At 55.2% G+C, this 18,544-nt stretch carries 11 protein-coding genes and 1 other annotated feature; of the genes, 3 read left to right on the top strand and 8 right to left on the bottom strand.

Annotated elements, in window-relative coordinates; all coding sequences use genetic code 11:
- Window positions 1–70 precede the first annotated feature (70 nt).
- Window positions 71–1,216 carry an RNA-guided endonuclease InsQ/TnpB family protein gene (locus ACWI0H_RS06370; protein WP_485875533.1) on the bottom strand — a complete coding sequence of 382 codons (1,146 nt, stop codon included), beginning with the start codon at window positions 1,214–1,216 and terminating at the stop codon, window positions 71–73.
- A 131-nt stretch (window positions 1,217–1,347) separates the two neighbouring features.
- Between ACWI0H_RS06370 and ACWI0H_RS06375 the strand changes: the two genes are divergently transcribed.
- Window positions 1,348–2,034 carry a GntR family transcriptional regulator gene (locus ACWI0H_RS06375; RefSeq protein ID WP_485875535.1) on the top strand — a complete coding sequence of 229 codons (687 nt, stop codon included), beginning with the start codon at window positions 1,348–1,350 and terminating at the stop codon, window positions 2,032–2,034.
- Window positions 2,035–2,218: 184 nt separating this feature from the next.
- A complete protein-coding gene (locus ACWI0H_RS06380) occupies window positions 2,219–3,316 on the top strand; it encodes a hypothetical protein (protein ID WP_485875537.1) in 1,098 nt (365 codons plus the stop codon).
- Between the two features lie 339 nt (window positions 3,317–3,655).
- Here ACWI0H_RS06380 and ACWI0H_RS06385 read toward each other — a convergent pair whose 3' ends face one another.
- The 5 genes from ACWI0H_RS06385 to ACWI0H_RS06405 all read right to left on the bottom strand — a co-directional run bounded on the left by ACWI0H_RS06385 (window position 3,656) and on the right by ACWI0H_RS06405 (window position 14,108).
- Entirely contained in the window at window positions 3,656–8,650 is a 4,995-nt protein-coding gene (locus ACWI0H_RS06385; RefSeq protein WP_485875538.1) for an Ig-like domain-containing protein, read from the bottom strand.
- 177 nt (window positions 8,651–8,827) lie between these two features.
- Window positions 8,828–10,044 (bottom strand): IS3 family transposase gene (locus ACWI0H_RS06390; protein WP_230806374.1). Its coding sequence is split into 2 segments (ribosomal slippage): window positions 8,828–9,759 and window positions 9,759–10,044, totalling 1,218 coding nucleotides; the frame shifts between segments, so codons are not numbered across the junction.
- Window positions 9,653–9,769 (bottom strand) — a sequence feature (AL1L pseudoknot). It overlaps the preceding gene by 117 nt.
- A 47-nt stretch (window positions 10,045–10,091) precedes the next feature.
- Complete coding sequence (locus ACWI0H_RS06395) at window positions 10,092–11,537, bottom strand: hypothetical protein (protein ID WP_485875540.1); 1,446 nt, start codon at window positions 11,535–11,537, stop codon at window positions 10,092–10,094.
- A gap of 255 nt (window positions 11,538–11,792) precedes the next feature.
- Window positions 11,793–12,098 (bottom strand): hypothetical protein, encoded by a 306-nt coding sequence (locus tag ACWI0H_RS06400; RefSeq protein WP_485875542.1) that lies wholly within the window; start codon window positions 12,096–12,098, stop codon window positions 11,793–11,795.
- Between the two features lie 708 nt (window positions 12,099–12,806).
- The gene (locus ACWI0H_RS06405; RefSeq protein WP_101146771.1) at window positions 12,807–14,108 is read right to left on the bottom strand and encodes an IS1380 family transposase; all 1,302 of its coding nucleotides are present in this window, start codon (window positions 14,106–14,108) and stop codon (window positions 12,807–12,809) included.
- A 111-nt stretch (window positions 14,109–14,219) separates the two neighbouring features.
- Between ACWI0H_RS06405 and ACWI0H_RS06410 the strand changes: the two genes are divergently transcribed.
- Window positions 14,220–17,729 carry a DEAD/DEAH box helicase gene (locus ACWI0H_RS06410; RefSeq protein WP_485875544.1) on the top strand — a complete coding sequence of 1,170 codons (3,510 nt, stop codon included), beginning with the start codon at window positions 14,220–14,222 and terminating at the stop codon, window positions 17,727–17,729.
- A 180-nt stretch (window positions 17,730–17,909) separates the two neighbouring features.
- On the opposite strand, the gene ACWI0H_RS06415 is transcribed toward ACWI0H_RS06410, so the two are convergent.
- Both ACWI0H_RS06415 and ACWI0H_RS06420 read right to left on the bottom strand, forming a co-directional pair.
- The gene (locus ACWI0H_RS06415; protein ID WP_172117023.1) at window positions 17,910–18,245 is read right to left on the bottom strand and encodes a type II toxin-antitoxin system HicB family antitoxin; all 336 of its coding nucleotides are present in this window, start codon (window positions 18,243–18,245) and stop codon (window positions 17,910–17,912) included.
- Window positions 18,242–18,502 carry a type II toxin-antitoxin system HicA family toxin gene (locus ACWI0H_RS06420; RefSeq protein ID WP_253926974.1) on the bottom strand — a complete coding sequence of 87 codons (261 nt, stop codon included), beginning with the start codon at window positions 18,500–18,502 and terminating at the stop codon, window positions 18,242–18,244. Before ACWI0H_RS06420 ends, ACWI0H_RS06415 begins: the two co-directional genes overlap by 4 nt.
- Between the last annotated feature and the right edge of the window lie 42 nt (window positions 18,503–18,544).

Below are 18,544 nucleotides of genomic sequence, written 5' to 3' on the forward strand. Positions count from 1 at the left end.
TTTTGATACACTTACTTTCCTTGTGCACTGCATTGACTGCTCCTCTCCCTGAAGGAAGAGGATTCCCAATTCATTGAGAACTGGACATGGAGGCTTGCCCCATGCCGCTTACATTCTCTCCAAGGGCTAACACCGCCAGTCCGGCGGCTTTGATGTTGACCGCTGCATTCACATCGCGGTCGTGTGTGGCTGCGCATACAGGGCATGTCCAGGCGCGAATCTGCAACGGCATCTCGGGCAACACATGCCCGCATCCGGAGCAGCGCTTGCTGGACGGATACCATTGGTCGATGGCCGACAGTTGTCGGCCCGCCCAGGCTGCCTTGTACGCCAACTGGCGAACGAATTCACCCCAGCCGGCATCGCTGATCGATTTGGCCAGAGAGCGGTTGCGCAACATGTTTTTCACCTTGAGGGACTCGACGCAGATCACTTGGTTCTCGTTGACGATCTGGCGGGACAGCTTGTGCAAGCTGTCCATCCGGCAATCGGAGATTTTGGCGTGAATTCGCGCCACTTTCAGCCTAGCCTTGGCACGGTTCTTCGAGCCGAGCTTCTTCCTGCTCAGGCGTCGCTGTGCCTTGGCAAGTCGAGGCGCGTGTTTTGCCGTATGGCGGGGGTTGCCGATTCGATCTCCGTCGCTGGTCACGAACAGGTCTTTCAGTCCGAGGTCGATGCCCACCATCTTCGGCGTGACGGGCAGTGCCTCGGGCGCGAACTCGCACAGGCAACTGACGAAGTAGCGGCCTGCCGAGTCCTTGGACACGGTAAGGGTGGTCGGCTCGCTGGGCAGTTGCCGGCTCCAACGGATGGCCAGCGGCTTCTTGCACTTAGCCAGGAACAGCTGACCATCACAATACTTGAACGAGGAGCGCGTAAACTCCGCCGTCTGGTGGTGTCGCTTGCTCTTGAAGCGAGGGTATCGGGCTCGACCTTCAAAAAAGTTCTTGAACGCTGTCTGCTGGTGGCGAAGGCACTGCTGAAGTGGGACGGAGCTGACCTCGTTGAGGAAGGCCGTTTCTTCTGCTTTCTTTATACGCGACAGCTCAGCGTTCGCCGCGATGTAGCCGATCTTCTCTTGGCGCTCGTAGAACGCATCAGTGCGATAGCGAAGCACCGCGTTGTAGACAAAACGCACACACCCGAACGTCCTGGCCAGGAGCTGCTCCTGATCAGGTGTTGGATAAAAGCGGTATTTGTAGGCGCGTTTTGTCATGGCTCACAAATTACCTAGAAAACTGTAAGATAGCAACAACCTGAGAAGGAGGCAGCGAGAACAGGGTCGTCCTAGCGGACGACGCGCTATCCCTCCCCGCACTAAAAGTACGGGGTATCTCGCGCAGAAAGATGAACCGAACCGCCCAGCCGCTCACCGCAAGTGGCGCCGTGACTAAATCCGCTACATCTGCAAATGGTGTCGATGACATCGTGAGCGCTGTAGAAGAGGATATTGTGCTCGGCCGATTGCACCCGCGTGAGCGGCTGGTCGAAGAGGCCATGATGGAGCGCTTCGACTGCAAACGACACGTTGTTCGCCAGGCTCTCTTCCAACTTGATACCATTGGATTGACTGAGCGCATCAAAAACAGAGGCGCTTTCGTCAGGAGTTATCCGCCGGAAGAGGTTGAGGATATCTACGCTATGCGCGAAATTCTCGAACTAGCGGCAGTCAGTAGGCTGCCATTGCCGGCTCCGCAGGAATGGCTTACAGAGCTTGAGGAGGTTCATCAGTGTCACAGCGAAGCTGTGGACGCTCACGACCTTAGGCAGGTGTTTCGTATGAACATCGCTTTTCACCGCACCTTATTCAGAGCCTGCGGGAATGAATACTTGTACGCTACCATTAATGAATTCGCTCAGAAGGCTCATGGCATCCGCTTCATCGCGATTACGGATCGCGATGCTCTAGCTCAAGCCAGAAATGAACACCAGTTGATGATTGACGCCATTCGCGACGAAGACCGCGAACGCCTGTCTGAGCTGTGTCGCCAGCATCTACTACCCTCCAAAAAGCGCTACTTAGAACTTTATTGAGCAATATTAGAAAGCGTCTGAGGAGTTTTATGACGATCCTAATCACTATTTTACGGGACCAAACACGGCAATAGTCGTAGATAAACATTACTGTTTTTCTAAAAAACATCGATTTAGCAATTTTTTGAGTGGATTTTCTTTCTATACTTTGGAGATATAACGCCTGCATCCTAGCGGAGGCCCCATGCAAATTAAGCTCTTGTTTCTTATGATGAATAAGGGACTCGCCACATACTGCGCCGCAATCTTATTGCCTCTGTTAGTTTTTTTGTTTTCTTCCAACTCGCTAGCTATTGGTTTGGACTCATCAGACGTTTTGCCTGACTGCTCAAGTGAATATCACTTTGAAACAGAGCGAGACTCATGCGGGATAGCACACATTTATGCCACTAAACGTTTTATGGAAAGCTGTAAAGCTACGCAGCAAAGAATATTTGACAATTCGATTCCCAGGAAAGACGGTTGCGACTTGCGTACTCGTCCCAACATTGTCGTCTTGGAGTTTGATACTGAGTCTTCAGATGACCTAGAGGATTTCGTCAAAAATCGCAATCCGACACATTTCTTCTCCGCTTTACGGCTGACCATTGTTAATAAAATGCGGGACTTTGACCCCAATACAGGCCGGCCTAGCGGGGACCCATTTACCCTCAGGGTCGACAGCCGCTTGGCAGATGACTCAAGTCGCATCAGACCACCTACCGCTCTGCTCACACCAGATGAAACGCCTAATTGGATGCACGGCAAAGCTCAGGAGTTCTACGATACGGCACTACCGTCATACACTGCGGCTGCCGAAGAATGGCAGACACAAAATGCGATTGCCCAGCACCGTAGGGATACGCGGCGGCCCTCAAGAGAAGAGAAAATCATGAGTGCGCTGCAAGCTCAAATGGACGAGTCATTTAGAACCCTCGATACAATGGGCGAGCAATGTAAGACCTATCGGCGTGATAACGATTCTTTTGCTGCTTTAATGTGTTTATTTTCTGGCGGTGGCACTATGAACTCCAGAACGGGTAGCGTGGAAGTCACATCGATCACGATAGACCACTGTATGATGGCCGATGAGGGTAACGTTCTATGTCGATATCGCGCCGATGCAACAATGACTGGTTCTGGAATGATGCAGCAAATTGCCTCCGTGTTTAATACTAGTACTCTTTTTAATGGCTGGACTTGGACATCATTCAGGATCAGTGGCGATAGTTGGCGTGTTGAGAGAACTTACGACAGATGTACTAAAACTGATAGAGGCTACTCATGTAGTTACTATCGGTAGGCTTTTACTGTAGTGGTAGGCGCCTCAAGTTCACTCGGATATTGAGAGAGCTTGGGGCCACTTCATAAAAGAGTCCAAGAAAAGCACCGCCTCACAAAGCAGACAACCTCCATTGGCGATGACAACGTGTTGAGTTTGGAGCCACATACATTCGATAAACTATGCATAAAGCTTCTAACATTTTTGTGAAGTAATACTGGTGAATTGCCCGCTATCGGAAGGGATGTAATATGATCGTCTTCTTTGCGTAAAGAAACGATCCTTTGGCGAGCAAGACCTCACCCCGTAAGGTAAGGTCTTGCTCAACCGTTCGCGGGCTTACCGCTGCGACTGATTATATCATGCGATGAAGTCCCACTGGGTGTCTGTCAGGTCGTGGGTAAGCATTTCCTCGGACGCCATGAAACCTCCTACGACGTCACGCAGTGATGAGCCGTTTTCCAGCTCACTTGTCCAGTACGCCTTGCCCGGTGCATCCGCCTCGCGGCCAAGTAGTGCATGGTAGAGCGTGTCCAGCACGCCACCGGTGTCATCGACCGCTATAGTGAGGTCTTGATCAGCTTCCGGTGAGCTCATGAACAGAAGGGCCATGTCTGCTCGGCTCATGCCGTCGGCATGCTGCTTCGCCCAGTACTGGACTCCCTCCACGTCACCTTGACGTCCCAGTACCTGGTCGTAAAGCCCGGTGATCCACGCTAAATCGTCATCGTAGGTGATGTTTTCCTCGCCATCGGCAAAGCTAAGGATCTCAATGTTGACCAGCTCGTCGATATCGTTCGCATCGTCCTTAGCCTGCACGGTAATGACGCCATGTTCCTGCGTGACGATATAGTCGTCGCGGTTGCCGTCATAACGCGCTTTATCGGTATCGTTGCCGCCGTGTAGCAGATCGGCGCCGGCGCCGCCGAACAACTCGTCGTTGCCACTTCCCCCGAAGAGACGATCATCGCCACCTTTGGAACCGACGACATCACCACCGCCGCCGCCATAGAGAACGTCATCATCTTCACCCAACACGATGTACTGAGCATTGTCATCGCCGGTGACCACGTTGCGGCCTGTGCCGCCGATCACTTGCGCTTCGCCAACGATGGCGGCAAAGTTCACATCGTCAAGCTGCAGTTCCGTACCGCTTGGTAGGCTGGAGGCATCGATAACTAGTGCTTCCTGCTGGTTACCGGTTTGACTTTCACCTGCTCCGGTGATGGTGATGGGGCTGCTGAGCTGGGCACCCTCGGCCACTGTCGGCGTCACTGTCTTAACGAAGAGCTGACTGTCCTCGGGCAGCTCGTTCAGGAAGGATTGCCCAATGCCGGTCATCTCTTGCTGCGGCGCCGAGTTCTCGGGTGTCTTCTGCTGGATACGGGTGATGAGGTCGTTCAATGCATCCTGCTTCGATAGGCGCGTTGGTGCCCCTTCTGCCCGCATGCCAACGCCCGTCGGCAGGCCGACTTTCAGTGCCGGGGTATCCACGCCTTCGTCCTGGGCCAGCGGAACGTCGGCAAGACTACCATTCTCGGTGTTCGGGTCGTCTTCACGCGTTTCATCGGTGGGCACTATCTCGGTCACTTCCTCGGTACGGCCGTTCCTGGTGGTGGTGGTCTTGCTCACTGTCGCGCCATCCACCTTAGAGGTGTTGTCATTAGTATTGCCGCCGTTACTACCGCCTGTAGGTGGCGGCGCGGTAACAGTCAGCGAGACCGTGCCGCTCACGGTACCAGCTCCATCTTCACCGCCATCGGCGAGGGTGATATCAAAACTGGCGGTACCGGTCGTGCCGCCGGCGGTAAAGGCTACCAGCCCATCATCAATATCCTGCTGTGTGAAGGTTTCACCTGCTGCCAAGGTGGAACCATTCAACTGCAGTGTGCCGGACGTAGGCAGTGTATCCAGGGTATAGGTGAGCTCGGCTCCCTCATCATCCGGATCATCCTCATCAATATGGCTGGAGGTGAGGGTGACGGTATTGCCTGTGCGCACACTCGGGCCACTGTTGGTGGCGATGACCGGCGCATCATTGACCGGCGTGACATCTAAGGTGACGGTGCCGACGGGGGCCGATGCTGTTCCGTCTGAGACGGTAACCGATGCCGTGCTAACCTTGTCCAAGTTGGTGGCTGGGGAGAACTGCAGTCCGTTCAGGGCCGTCTGCACGGTGGCGGCATCGCCACTCATGGTCCAGGTGCCGGTGGCCGTATCAAAGCTGCCGCCGTTACTGCTGGCCAGGGTGCCGGCAGCACTGTCACTGAGGGTGACCGTGGCGGTGAGCGTGTCGCCATCCACATCTTCCAGTGTGACCTCTGTGTCGAACAGAGAGACCGCACTGCCCGGATCCTCGGTATAGGCCACAGTCTGGGTCAGGTTGGTGGCCGTGGGCGTGTCGTTCACCGGCTCCACGGGCAGGCTGAGGATGGCCGTGGCCCCCGTGTTGCCGTTCACATCCTGGCCCTGCACCGTGATACTCCGTTCGGTGGTGTCGGGACTGTTGCTGGTGTTTTCGTACTGCAGCTCCCGCAGCAACGTCTGATAATTGGCCGCAGTGTCGGAGCCCGTGAGGGTGATCTGCATGGAGCTGTCATAGGAGATGGTTAAGTTGCCCACCGTATCGCCGTTACTGCGTCCGGACAGCGTGATGCTCTCCGACGCGCCGTCCTGGGCATTGGTGAGCTGGATCACCAGCTGGTTGAGGTTGTCGCCGTCGGGCTCGGTGATGGTCGCCGAGGAGGCCACCAGAATGGCCCCGTCGTCCTCGGTATAGCTGCCCGACAGATTACCCGAGCCGCCGTCGCCACCTAGGTCAACCACGGGCGCGGTGACCACTTCAAGGGTGCTAGTGGCAGTGGTGGAGTCGCTCTCGCCGTCATTGACCACCACGTCGACAGCGCGGTCGCTGATGGTGATGTCGATGGCGGCATCGGTGTTGTCGTACTGGATGCCTCGCAGGATCGTCTGATAGGTGCTCGCGCTTGCCGCCCCGGTTACCGAGAGCACGCCGGTGGCCGCATTGTAGTTTACCGCCAGGCCGTTGTCGGAGGCCGCCGTGCCGGCGGTACTGTTCAGCGACAGGCACTCTACATCGTCGTCGTCGGGGCGGGTGGTCAAAGTGGCCGTCAGGCTCTCGATCTGGTCGCCGTTGTCAATGTCGTTCAAGGTAGCGTCGGCTGTGGTGACTTCGATCGGGTCGCCGCCACCGGCGAATGTCGCGGTGTTGCTCGTGCCGCCGGTACTGCCGTTGAGATCGACCGTAGGCGCGTCGTTCGCGCCCGTCAGATCAACGGTCAGTATTTTCGTGACAGCCGGCGCAACGCCATCGCTCACCGACACGGTGAAGTCCTCGCTCGCATCAGCATTCAGAGCATTAACGGCTGCAGCATCCGCATGGAACAAATACTCGCCAGTGGCTTGTTCGAGATAGAGCGTGCCGTAAGTGCCTTCCACGGAGAGGTCGTAGGTGATGCCGCCCTCCGTCAGCGCTGCGCTTGCTCCAGCACTGTTGAAGCCATAGGTCAGGTCACTGCTGTCGGGATCACTGCCGGAAAGCTGGCCAGCCTGATCGCTGAAGTTATCGTCGCTTGCCGTGTCCGTCAGAGTAATAGTGCCGGGAGTGGTCAACGCTGGCGCATCGTTGATGGCGCCCACCGTGATCGTGCTGGTACGCACTACGCTGTTGGAATTACCGTCGTTGACGGTGAAGTCCACGGTTCGCGAAGTGTCGCCCGGATCGTCACTGCTGTTGGAGAAGGTGATCGCACGCAGCGCCGCCTGCATGTCGGCCGCTGTATGGCTGCCGCTGATGGTGATGGTATCGGTGCCACTGTCGGTGATATCCCCGTCTGTGATCGAACCGAAGGTGCCGTTGAGAGTCAGTGCATCTCCGGTTGCGGCATTGGAAATGCTCACCGTGGCGCTGAGGGTGTCGCCCTCGGCGTCGGAGACGGTGACGTCGGGCGCCACCGCGACGTCGCTGCCGTTCTCGCTGAACGTCTGGCTGGCGATATCGTCGCCCGCGGCGTTGTTGGCGCCAGCCGCGCCGTTCAGATCCACCACCGGCGCGCTGTTGGCGGTCTGGAAGTTGAAGGTGGTGGTATCGGACACGCCGGCGACGGTGTTGCCGGCGGCATCCTGGAACACCGTTCCGTCCCACTGCATGGCGATATTGGTGTTGCCCGGCAGGTCCGCCGTGGGGCTGATGCTGATCAGAGTGCCGCCCCAGCCGCTAATCTGGGTATCGCCGGCGGCGATGGTGGCGATCGCCGAACTGTCGTCGATGTTGTAAAGCGTAATGTTGCCCGTGCCCTGCGCCACGGCCTCGTCGAAGGTCAGGGTGATGTTGTCGGCCCCGTTGACATTGTTTGCATCGTCGGCCGGGGTGGAGCCGGTCAGGGTTGGCGCTGTGGTATCGATGGTCACCGACAGGCTTGTGGAATCGCCGCTGGTGTTGCCGACATCGTCCTTGGTCCGCGCGGTGAAGGCGTAGGTGCCCCCGGTCAGGCTGCCGGAGGTCCACGTCCAGTCGCCCGATCCGTCGGCGGTCACGGTCGCCTGCAGGGCGTTGTCGCGATAGATCTCCACCTCGCCCGCGGCCACCGCGCCGGAGCCGGTCAGGATCGGCGTGGTATTGCTGGAGATGCCGTCGCTGTTGGAGGTACCGGTGTCGGTGCCCGTGGTCAGAGTGGGCGCGTTCGGTACCGCCGGCGCAGTGGTGTCCACGACCACCGCCAGCGCGGCCGAGGAGGCGGAGACGTTGCCCGCCACGTCGGTGGCGGTGACGGTAATGTTGTGGGTGCCCTCGCTCAGCGCCGAGCTGGGCGTGAAAGCCCAGTCGCCGTTACCGTCGGCGGTGACAGTACCCAGCTGATTATCGAGGGAACTGGAGACGGTCACAATGGCGTTGGCCTCGGCCGTGCCGCTCAAGGTAGGCGTGGTGTCGTTGGTAGTGTCGTCGCTGTTCGAAATGCCGGAGTCGCTGCCGGCGTCCAGGTCCGGCGTCGCCGGTGCGGCGGGGGGCACGGTGTCCACGGTGTGGGACGTGCCACCGGTAAAGGCCGCCAGCGTGTTGCCTGCGCCGTCGACGATGTCGGTGCTGCCGTTCACGTCCAGGCGCAGGCTGCCGTCGCCGGTGATGCTGTCCAAGGTCACGGTGTAGCTGGTGCCGGAGCCGGAGACCGAGGCCACGTTGCCCGCGGCCGAGCCGGTGGGGGTCAAGGTGAAGTCGTCGGTGTTCACCCCGGTAACGTCCTTGTCGAAGGTGACGATGAAGTCCACCGAGGCGTCGTTGGCATTCCAGGTGTCGGAAATGTCGATAGAGACAGTTGGCCCCGGCGTTGATGCCACAAAGATGAGGTCGTCGAAGAAGGTGCCGAAGCCGGTTTCACCTGGATACTCTGTTGCATCTGGATTGATTCTGACTTCGTCAACGGATTCGAACCCAGGATCTGTGGTCTTGATGTCTAGCCCCAGCCCCCAGGAGCCTGAACCGCCCCGGTTATTCCGGAGACCGGTTTGTTTGAGTCAGGCAGCTTCACCCGACTCCTCCAATTGACGATAATACGTCCTTTCTCGTTCTGCTGGTGGAACGTTTCCGATGGGTTCCAGCAGTCGGCGGTTGTTGAACCAGTCAACCCACTCCAGCGTGGCATACTCAACGGCATCCAGTCCCCTCCATGGGCCACGATGATGGATCACCTCCGTTTTGAACAAGCCGATGATGGTTTCAGCCAGCGCATTGTCGTAGGAGTCGCCGGTGGTGCCGACTGAGGCATTGATACCCTCGTCAGCCATACGCTCGGTGTAGCGGATCGAGAGATATTGGCTTCCCCTATCACTATGATGGATCAACCCTTGTCTGTGTTTTCGTGCCCACAGAGCTTGCTCCAGAGCGTCCAGCACCAGCGCCGTTCTCATCGACGTCGCTACACGCCAACCCACGATACAGCGTGCATAAACATCGATAACGAACGCAACGTAAACGAAGCCAGACCAGGTAGCGACATAGGTAAAATCGGCCACCCAAAGCTGATTAGGACGCATGGCCGTAAAGTCACGTTTCACTAAATCAGGTGCCCGTTTCTGGCCGGGATCACTGATGGTCGTGAAGGGGCGTTGGCCTCGCACCACGCCGCGAATTCCTAGGCGGCGCATGAGCCGTTCTACAGTGCAACGAGCAACATTAACGCCTTCACGGCGGAGTTGCCGCCAGACCTTACGGGCACCGTAGACGCAGAAGTTTTCTTCCCACACGCGCTGAATCTCAGCGGTAAGAAACGCATCCTGCCGATACCGGTCTGCCCGCCGTTCAGGATCAGCTTCAAGTGCCTTGTGGTGGTAATACGTCGATGGGGCGATTGGCAGTTGACTACAAATCGACTCGACCCCGAACTGAGCACGATGCTCGTCGATAAATGACACCATCAATTGGGTTTGCGGTCGAGCTCCGCCTGGGCGAAAAAAGCAGCCGCCTTACGGAGAATTTCATTGGCACGCTTCAATTCGGTGTTTTCACGCTCTAGCTGCTTGAGCCGTTCATGTTCAGACAGGTTAACCGAGCTGTTTTCCTGCGTGAGTTCTGTGCGTTTGCACCAGGCTCTCAAAGTCTCTGGTGTACAGCCGAACTTGCTGGCAATGGAGCAGATCGCCGCCCACTTGGACGGGTATTCGCCTTGCTGTTCAAGGACTAATCGAACAGCTCGCTCCCGGACTTCTGGGGAATATCGTTTTGGTGAGTTCATAACTCCATCCTCTCAAGATATGGAGTCTCCGGTAAAGACGGGGCGGTTCAGCCAGAAAAAGTAAATGTTTCTTGGGATACCTGTGCACCATTTTTAAACCCGGTAATTGTAAACTTGTCGTAGGAGTAGTTATCCGGATCATTGGCCTTCAAGCCATAAAACTTGGCTGGATTGTCGAATTTTACGGCCAGGTAATCGGGAGCTTCGTAGTCACTTGTATCTGCCTGAACTTCAAGAGACTTCGAAACGCTGTTGTACTGAATCCCGTAAGAATTCGGGGCGTAGGCTTCGGTTAAGCTGGCGAAATCGGTGGATAAACCACCTTCTGTGACTTTATAGGTTACATTGCCAAGGTTGGCATCAGTCACGTTGAAGCTGCCAACGTACGTACCGTCCGATTCTGTAGGAACGCCGGCTGGCTGTGTGTCAAAAGAAAACGCCGAGACCTCTCCATCAACCACATCAAATGTAACAAAAGCGTTGGCAGATGTTGATGAACTGATTTTGTCATTGGTGTCTGTCGCCTGAAGCAACAGCACTCTTTCGCCAGCGGTGGCGTCAGGGTTGAAGGTGAGAGTGCGTAAAATTGCCTGAAACTGTTCTGGTGTGGCTTGTCCGGTCAGGGTTAAAACACCGGTAGAAGCGTTAAAGCTAGATGAAATTCCATGCATGTCAGTGACAGCCAGGGTGTCACCTGCTTTAAAGCCCGAGCTGAACGAGATTTGCGCAGACTTTATGGCGTTATCATCTATTTCAAAGACTTCAAGGTTGGGGTTGACCGTAACGTCATTTGAGTTCTTGGAAATGACTAGCGTCAGATCCATACTATTAACCAGCGGGGCAATGTTTCCCTGATAAACAATGTAAGGCGAGTCAGCAGAGTTGTTCTGCATGCTGTCGCCGGCATCGTTGATGTCAGTCAGCTGGGTGACTGTGTTGCTTAATAAATTGAGGTGCTGAAGCTCATCTCCTTGGCCGGTATCCTGTTGGTACAGTAGGCCATCTTTATATGAAGTCAGGTTTTGAAGGTCAGACTGGTTGTAACCCGTAGCACCGCTGCTGATATTGGTTGCACTGCCTGTGGAGTTGTATTTATAGATGTCTGTTTGAGAACCAGAGTTATAAAGGCGGACGGTGAAATAAAGCTCACCATTGTGGACGGTAAGGTTGCCGGGAGTGCCAATGGTGCTTGCATCCGAATACGCAGTGTATTCTGTGGTAATGTTTCCTGCGGTATCGATGGAGTAAACTCGCCCGCTGGTTCCGCTTGAGAAGTAAGAGGCGGTAAAGAAAAGTTTATTATTTAATAGTGTGAAGTTTTCAATGTAGGGGTCAGCATTTACTTCCGATGAAAAGTCTTTTATCTGATTAATAGAAGATCCATCGTATTTGTAAAGCTTGTTGTCGTCATAAGTCCATGTTGAAGAATTATTAAAGTCGTATGCACCAGGTGGGGTAGAACTTATGTAGATGGCACCATTAAAAACCGCCATGTCAGCGACTTCATCGGTGCCGGTGAAGTTTGGAGCAGCCTCTATGGTAGAACCATCCCAACGGTAGAGGGTTCTTAAATCGCCATCATTGGGTTCGGCATCAAAATAGAGCTTTTCACCTGAGCCATCGTTGAAAACAACCAGTCTTTGGGTGCCTGCTTCAAACAGACTGCCTTCGGTAATATTTGTAAGCGTGTTTGTGTCAGGGTCATATTTTATGATGGCCCTGTCACTTCCGTTTGGCTCGAGAGTGAATTAGAGATCGCCATCGTATTCAATGAAGTTGTCGAGCTCAGGATCAAAATTGTTGTCGGTGGCAGCTCCAATGAATTCGACTTCGGTGCCATTGAAATAGCCTATCTGAGGAACGTCATCTTCGGTGACGTAAGATGCAACAATTTTACCGTTGAGGTCGTACAGGTCGTATCTTGGTGGCCCGCCAGTACCGCCGGGGTTGGGTAAGGCAACGGGTGCTACGTTACCGGTAACGTGGTTATAGCCCCAAAGGTTGCGGTATCCCTCGGCGTCGTCTGCGCCAAAAATTAAAGTTTCATTGGACATATTGGGTTCCCTTGTAATTTTTTTGTGTAGATTTATGGTTTTAAATATATTTTGATTCTTGGTCAATCAAGGTGATTACAGTAATACCACTACCATTGCTGAGAATGTGGCTCCAGCGTCAGCGCGGTCTCTAAGCCAGGGCTCATGATCTGCATGGCGCCGTTCACTAAGGAGTCGAGACCGGAGGTCATGTCGGCATGGAAGCGTGGGTTTTAGCGTAAAAGGGCCGCCAGCAAAGTCGACCCCGAGCGGGGCAGGCCAGTAAGGAGGTGAAAGTGCATCGTGTAAAACCTCAAGCCGTATTCATGGTTTTTATGATTTTTCTGCCTGTAAGCAAAAGTATCAGGGCTAGGTCCTTTTTTCTACCTGTCGTTAGCGAACCCAGTACCAAATTCATCGGTGGCAAAGCGCACACTTATTGTTTTTAGTCACTGCATGCGTGAAATTTCGGCTTCAACTAAGCAGAGCGATTGAGTAAAGATAATCATTCTTATCGAATGTCTACAACATACAGCCGAATAGGTCAAAAACGGATCAATACTCCTAACCCGGATTTCCCATAGCACCTCAGCCAGTATCGCACCCAAGACGTAATGCCACTAAAAACCTATTGGCACGGCTTAAATTGCCTACTTTTTAACCACTTCCCGTCGTTCAGACACACTTCCCCCTTTCCCCCATTGCGTCGGGCCGGGGGCGCCCGCGCATTCAGTTCGGCACCAACCGCCTGACGAGATCGGATAGTTGCGCTTTATAGGGGTAGCTGTCACTCATCAACACCCGGATTCGGCGCGTATTGCGGATGATGACCGCGCCCACTTTGATGAGTTTGAGCCTCAGGTTGCTTGGGCTCATGCGCTCAAAAGGGGTCTTCTTCAGGTAAGTACGTAAGCGCTCGAACAGCGTATAGGCGAAGCCCGATAAGATCAGCCGCCACTGATTGGCCCACCAGTGCGTACTGGAGGTCCGGTCAGCAAACAGGCTCAGTTGTTGATCCTTGATTCGGTTTTCCATGTCGCCCCGAGCACAATACTGCTCGTAGTAAAGCTTGAAGCCGTCGTCGTAACGGGAGCTGATGATAAATCGGGGATTGGAGCCCAGCTCGCTTTCTTCTAGACGAGCGACCACCCAGCGTGGGTATTTCCAAGAGTGTGCTTGATACGGGAAGCGGAACGTCTCTGCCACTTTGCCTCCCACCTGCCATTGGGTCTTGCGCACCAGCATCATGGGCACGTCCACTTCCTTGAGCAGCCGACTGTTCTTACCGATACCCACGATATAGTCAACGTGATGCCGATCGCACCAGTTCAGCATCCGGGGGCGACAAAAGTGACTATCACCTCGTAACACAATGCGCGTATCGGGCCAGTACTGGCGGATAAAGCGCACCAGTAACGCCAGGATGGCCCAGCTGTGATGGCTGTCGCTGTGGTCACTGGTACGCAGATAGCTCACTAGCAGATGGCGGCCACAGAAGACATACAGCGGGAAGTAGCAGTGGTGATCATAATAGCGGTTAAAGAACTTCCCGGGTTGCTCGCCGTGCACGGGAATATCGGTGCCATCAAAGTCCAGCACGATTTCCTTGGGGGGTTGGTCATGCTGCTCAATGAAGTGATGCCACAGTAACGCATGGGCCTTCACCATCGCTTGCCGGTCTACCTTCTGCTCGCTCCGACACAGTGTAGACTTACCCGCCAAGACTTCATCTTCACCTAGCGCGGTCTGAAGCGCTTGGTCGTAACGTAGGGCCTCATGGTCGTTAAAATCTTCGTAGCCCGCGGCGACACCGAACACCCGCTGACGCACCAGAGTGTCGAGCTTGTGACGAACCTGTTCCGGTGCGCGGGGATCATGAAGCACGGAGGCCAAGCGGTGCGTCAGACGATGTTGTTTATCGACTTCCCGTAGCAAGAGCAATCCAGCATCGGAGGTGATGTGGCCCCCAGAGAAATCGGCTTCAATTTGCCGGCGTGAGAGTGGCGAGAAGGTCAGTTTTTCAGGTACCATTTTGGAAGCGGCTGTTGGTGCTTGATGGATTGGTTAGGTTCTTGAAATCATAGCACTTTCAGCCGCTTTCTTTTATACCCCGTGAGAAATTCGGGCTATGAGGCCTTTTTTGTGTCTGAGCGTCTTCTTAACAATCATGCCTTAGCGCTATTTATCGCTCTTCACCAGAATAAATGGCAAAGCTTCTTCGATGATCGTACGTTGCAGCGCGGTAAACACTATGCGACCCAGCATCGCGTGCTGGGTGAGCTGAACCTTCAACAGGAAGAAGAGCGGCTGATATTGATAGGTGAGGTGTCGGGTAACCAACAACGGCCTTACCGCACCAAGGTCGAGACAGGTATCCATGGCCTAGAAGATGAAGTGTTTACCGACTGTAGCTGCCCGGTCGGCATAAACTGCAAGCATGGGGTAGCGTTGATACAGACGTTCCTGAACCAGATGGGTAATGGGCCTGCGGTGGTCGCAGAAAGCACTCCTCACTCCCCCAGTATCTCTTCTAATAGCAACAGTGAAGCACAGCTTAAGCAGCGCTGGGAAAGTTGGATAGAGCAATTAGAGCACCTGACGGAACCTGTATCAGATGATCGGCGAGTGGGGGCTGAGTATCGTCTGGGTCTGTTTCTGGATAGCCGTAAACGGGTTGGCAGCGATCCTATTTTAACGGTGTTTCCTGTGTGGCTTCGTCCCTCCAAGCAGCGGGCACAGGGTAACGGTTGGGTCTCGCCACGTGCGATCGAAGTGAGTCCCTCTGGAGACCTGTTTCCGGTACCTGAGACGGGTTGGCTCCCGGAGCAGGAGGAAGCGATCGACCAGCTGATGCATGGCGAGACCGATCTTTTTTGGTCAAATCATCAGCGTAAGTCGGCGTTGGTGTCACACTCTTTTCAAGCTCGGGCGCTATGGGCACTGCTGGAGAGTGAGACGCCACCCCTGCTGTTTCATGGCAAGCAGACCGGTACAAGGCTTGAACTCGGACCTGCCTGTCGGCTGGTTCCTCGCTGGGAGGCAGATAACGAGGGGGTGCAACGACTGCAACCTGCCACAGAGCCTGAAGGTGTTCTCTCCACCGATGCGGTGTTCCTCAGGGCGGGTCGCGGACTCTGCTATCTCGATACTGACCGAGGACTGTTTGGTTACCTGGAGGGCTCTCCTGATCTGCTGGCCAAACTGCGCCAGTCACCGTCGCTCCCTCCCGAAGCCAGTGAATGGCTAAGCGAGCGATTTCGTCAGTCGCCATCGCTTGTTGATCAATTACCAATCCCCAAGCGGGTGAAAGAGCAAATTCTTAAGGACGTGACACCGCGCCTTAAGGTCATCATGGAGGTCGCTGAGGGCCAGCTTGGGTATCGCCACGGGGCGCCACTACCTCGTTGGATCCAGGTCGGCGCTGCCGTGGTCAGCTTCGATTATGACGGCATAGAAGTGCCGCCCGAAGAAGGCCAGACCGCCAAGGGATACCGCGATGGTGAGCAATTGACGGTACAGCGCGATCCTGAGGCTGAGCTGGCCCTAATGAGTACTCTGCCGTCGGGTATGGTGACCTTGGAGCAACTGACCGAGCTTCACCCGGTACCTAGTCACCTGGATTTGCCGACCTGGGCGTTGTTGCTGCCCATTGATGGGGCGCTGCCTTCAAGTGCCGCCGAATGGACGACCCATCTGGCCGATCCCGACGGGTGGTGGGAGATGATTAATAGGCTGCGCCAAGTGGGCTGCCTAGTCGAACTCAGCGACGACTTCCCTGAGGAGCCGATCTATCTCGAACCAGAGGCGTGGTACGGTGAACTGGAGCCTGCGGGTAATGGCTGGTTTGATTTGGCACTGGATATCGATGTGGAAGGAGAGCGGCTTAACCTTCTGCCGATCCTGCGACAGTTACTCAAGCGGTCGGATTTTCCGCTCGAACCTACTCAAGAGGAGGCAGACGATGCGAGCTGGACGCTTGAATTAGATGAGCGTCGCCGCCTGACGTTACCCTTGTCTCGGTTGCGCGCATTGATGGCGCCGATCCTTGATTGGTTAGGTGATGAGCGTGACCCTTCATCAACGGTGAAGTTGCCGCTGACGGCGGCCGAGCAAGTGGCGCCGTTGGCAGAACGCGAACGTTGGGCAGGTCGCGAGGATGTCACTGCGCTAGCTCAGCGATTAAATGCATTACCTTCTACCTTGCCGACACCACAGGGCTTCGTGGGCGAGCTGCGCGACTATCAGTCTCGTGGTTTGGCTTGGATGCGCTTTCTTTCTGAGCTCGGAACGGGTGGCATCTTGGCCGATGATATGGGGCTCGGCAAGACAGTCCAAGTGTTGGCTCATGTGCTTGATGAGCGCGAGCGCGGCGCTTTAACGGGGCCGACTTTAGTGGTCGTTCCCACCAGTCTGGTAGGTAACTGGTGCACCGAGGCAGCAAGCTTCGCGCCGGAACTTAAGGTGGTGGCCTTACAGGGCGGCAAAGCGCAGCGTGAGCGCCAGTTTGAAACGTCGCTAGTCGACGCCGATCTAGTCGTTACGACGTATGCGCTGTTGATCCGTGACCTGGAAAGGCTGCGGGAGCATGACTTTGGTCTGCTGGTGCTCGACGAGGCCCAAGCGATTAAGAACGCTGCCAGCCAGACGGCCCGGGCGGTTCGTGAGCTTAATGCCAAGCGGGCGTTGGCGATGACGGGCACGCCACTTGAAAATCATTTAGGGGAGCTGTGGGCCCAGTTGGATGCTGTGGCCCCGGGGGTGCTGGGTGGTCAGCAATGGTTCGGCCAACACTTCCGCACACCTATTGAGAAAGAGAACGATAGCACGGTGCGCGAGCAGCTATCGCGACGGATTAGCCCATTGATGCTGCGACGGACGAAGCAGCAAGTGCTTGCCGAGTTGCCGGATAAAACCGAAAGTCAGCGCGAAATAACATTGGCAGGCGCCCAGCGCGAGCTTTACGAAAGCTTGCGTCTGGCTCAGCACCAACGTGTGCAGCAAGCCGTTGCCGAACGTGGACTCGGCGGCTCAGGCATCGTGATGTTGGATGCGCTACTCAAGCTACGTCAGGTATGCTGCGACCCGCGACTGGTCAAGCTCGATAGCGCTAAGAAGGTTACGCGTTCGGCTAAGTTAGAACACCTGCGAGACCTGTTGCCGACCTTAATCGAAGAGAAGCGGCGCATCTTAGTATTTTCACAGTTCACCGAGATGCTTGACCTCATTGGTCAAGCCCTGGAGAGGGATGGCATTCTCTACACGACGCTGACGGGGGACACGCCCGGAAAAGTGCGTACACAGCGAGTGGCGCAATTTCAGGAGGGAGAGATTCCGGTGTTTTTAATCAGTCTGAAGGCCGGTGGTACGGGACTTAACCTTACGGCAGCGGACACCGTGATTCATTATGACCCGTGGTGGAATCCTGCGGTTGAGGCCCAGGCGACAGGCCGTGCTCACCGAATGGGGCAACAAAATCCGGTGTTTGTATACAAGTTGATTTGCGCTGGCACGGTGGAGGAGCGCATTCATGACTTGCAGTCACGGAAGGCCCATTTAGCCGCGTCAATACTGGAGGGAAGTGCCGAACGGCAGGACGATGGCCCACTGTTTGACGAAGAGGATTTGGCGTTGCTGTTCGCGCCGGTAGCGTAGCTACCCTATTGGGTGGGTTAGTAAGCGATTGCTTCGTGTCGGGAGCTCAGATTTTTGTTGGTTCGGTGCACTTAACTTTTCAGTATCAGAGGCTTTAATTAAAACAGCCGCGCAACCTACGCATTGGTATGAGGCTTGATACGTTAGTTGAGCGGCTGCCACCCTTGTAGCGTCGTCTTTTTATGTGTGAATCTCATGTTCGATGGCGGTTGCCACAAACTGGTTTAGACTCTGTCCCCTAGCAGTAGCAGCATCTACTGCATGCTCGTGAATTTCAGCAGGCAGGCGAACCTGGAACTTGCCCGAATAGGACTTGGATGGCTGAATACCGAGGCGCTCGCACTCTTCAAGAAAAATGCGGAGGGATACCCGGCCTTCCTTGCGAAGATCGGAGACACTGTCGGCGTAGAAATCGGCGCCGCCGTTAAGTCCGACGAACTCGCCGCGAAACATTTCAACCTCTGGATCGTACTGAATCACGGCGCGATAGCCGTCGATAGCCATGATGTTGTTCATGGGGCTTCTCCATTCTCTTCTAACCACTTACGGATACTGGCAACGGCACCCTTGTCTGTATCTGGCGATGGGTGCGGACGGTGAAATACGCGCACTTCGCCGAACAGCACAACCGCGATGCGCGAGCCTTCGCGCTCATTAACCTCAGCACCAAGCGCCACGAACAGAGATTCTATGTCGCTCCATGCGATGGTGCCTGAAACAGGGCGACTAAAGATGGCGGCCAGTGTTTTCGCGTGCTTGCGTTTCAACGTCATTTAGTACTGCTTTTTGGTACTATGAGTTTATTGGAAGAATCT

The organism is Halomonas sp. NYA30, from assembly GCF_976980765.1.

Bases quoted from the DNA above. Each gene is read 5' to 3' on its own strand.
- ACWI0H_RS06415 (WP_172117023.1), bottom strand. From the start codon at position 18,245: ATGAACAACATCATGGCTATCGACGGCTATCGCGCCGTGATTCAGTAC.
- ACWI0H_RS06370 (WP_485875533.1), bottom strand. From the start codon at position 1,216: ATGACAAAACGCGCCTACAAATACCGCTTTTATCCAACACCTGATCAG.
- ACWI0H_RS06380 (WP_485875537.1), top strand. From the start codon at position 2,219: ATGCAAATTAAGCTCTTGTTTCTTATGATGAATAAGGGACTCGCCACA.
- ACWI0H_RS06375 (WP_485875535.1), top strand. From the start codon at position 1,348: ATGAACCGAACCGCCCAGCCGCTCACCGCAAGTGGCGCCGTGACTAAA.
- ACWI0H_RS06400 (WP_485875542.1), bottom strand. From the start codon at position 12,098: ATGTCCAATGAAACTTTAATTTTTGGCGCAGACGACGCCGAGGGATAC.
- ACWI0H_RS06405 (WP_101146771.1), bottom strand. From the start codon at position 14,108: ATGGTACCTGAAAAACTGACCTTCTCGCCACTCTCACGCCGGCAAATT.
- ACWI0H_RS06420 (WP_253926974.1), bottom strand. From the start codon at position 18,502: ATGACGTTGAAACGCAAGCACGCGAAAACACTGGCCGCCATCTTTAGT.
- ACWI0H_RS06395 (WP_485875540.1), bottom strand. From the start codon at position 11,537: ATGGCGGTTTTTAATGGTGCCATCTACATAAGTTCTACCCCACCTGGT.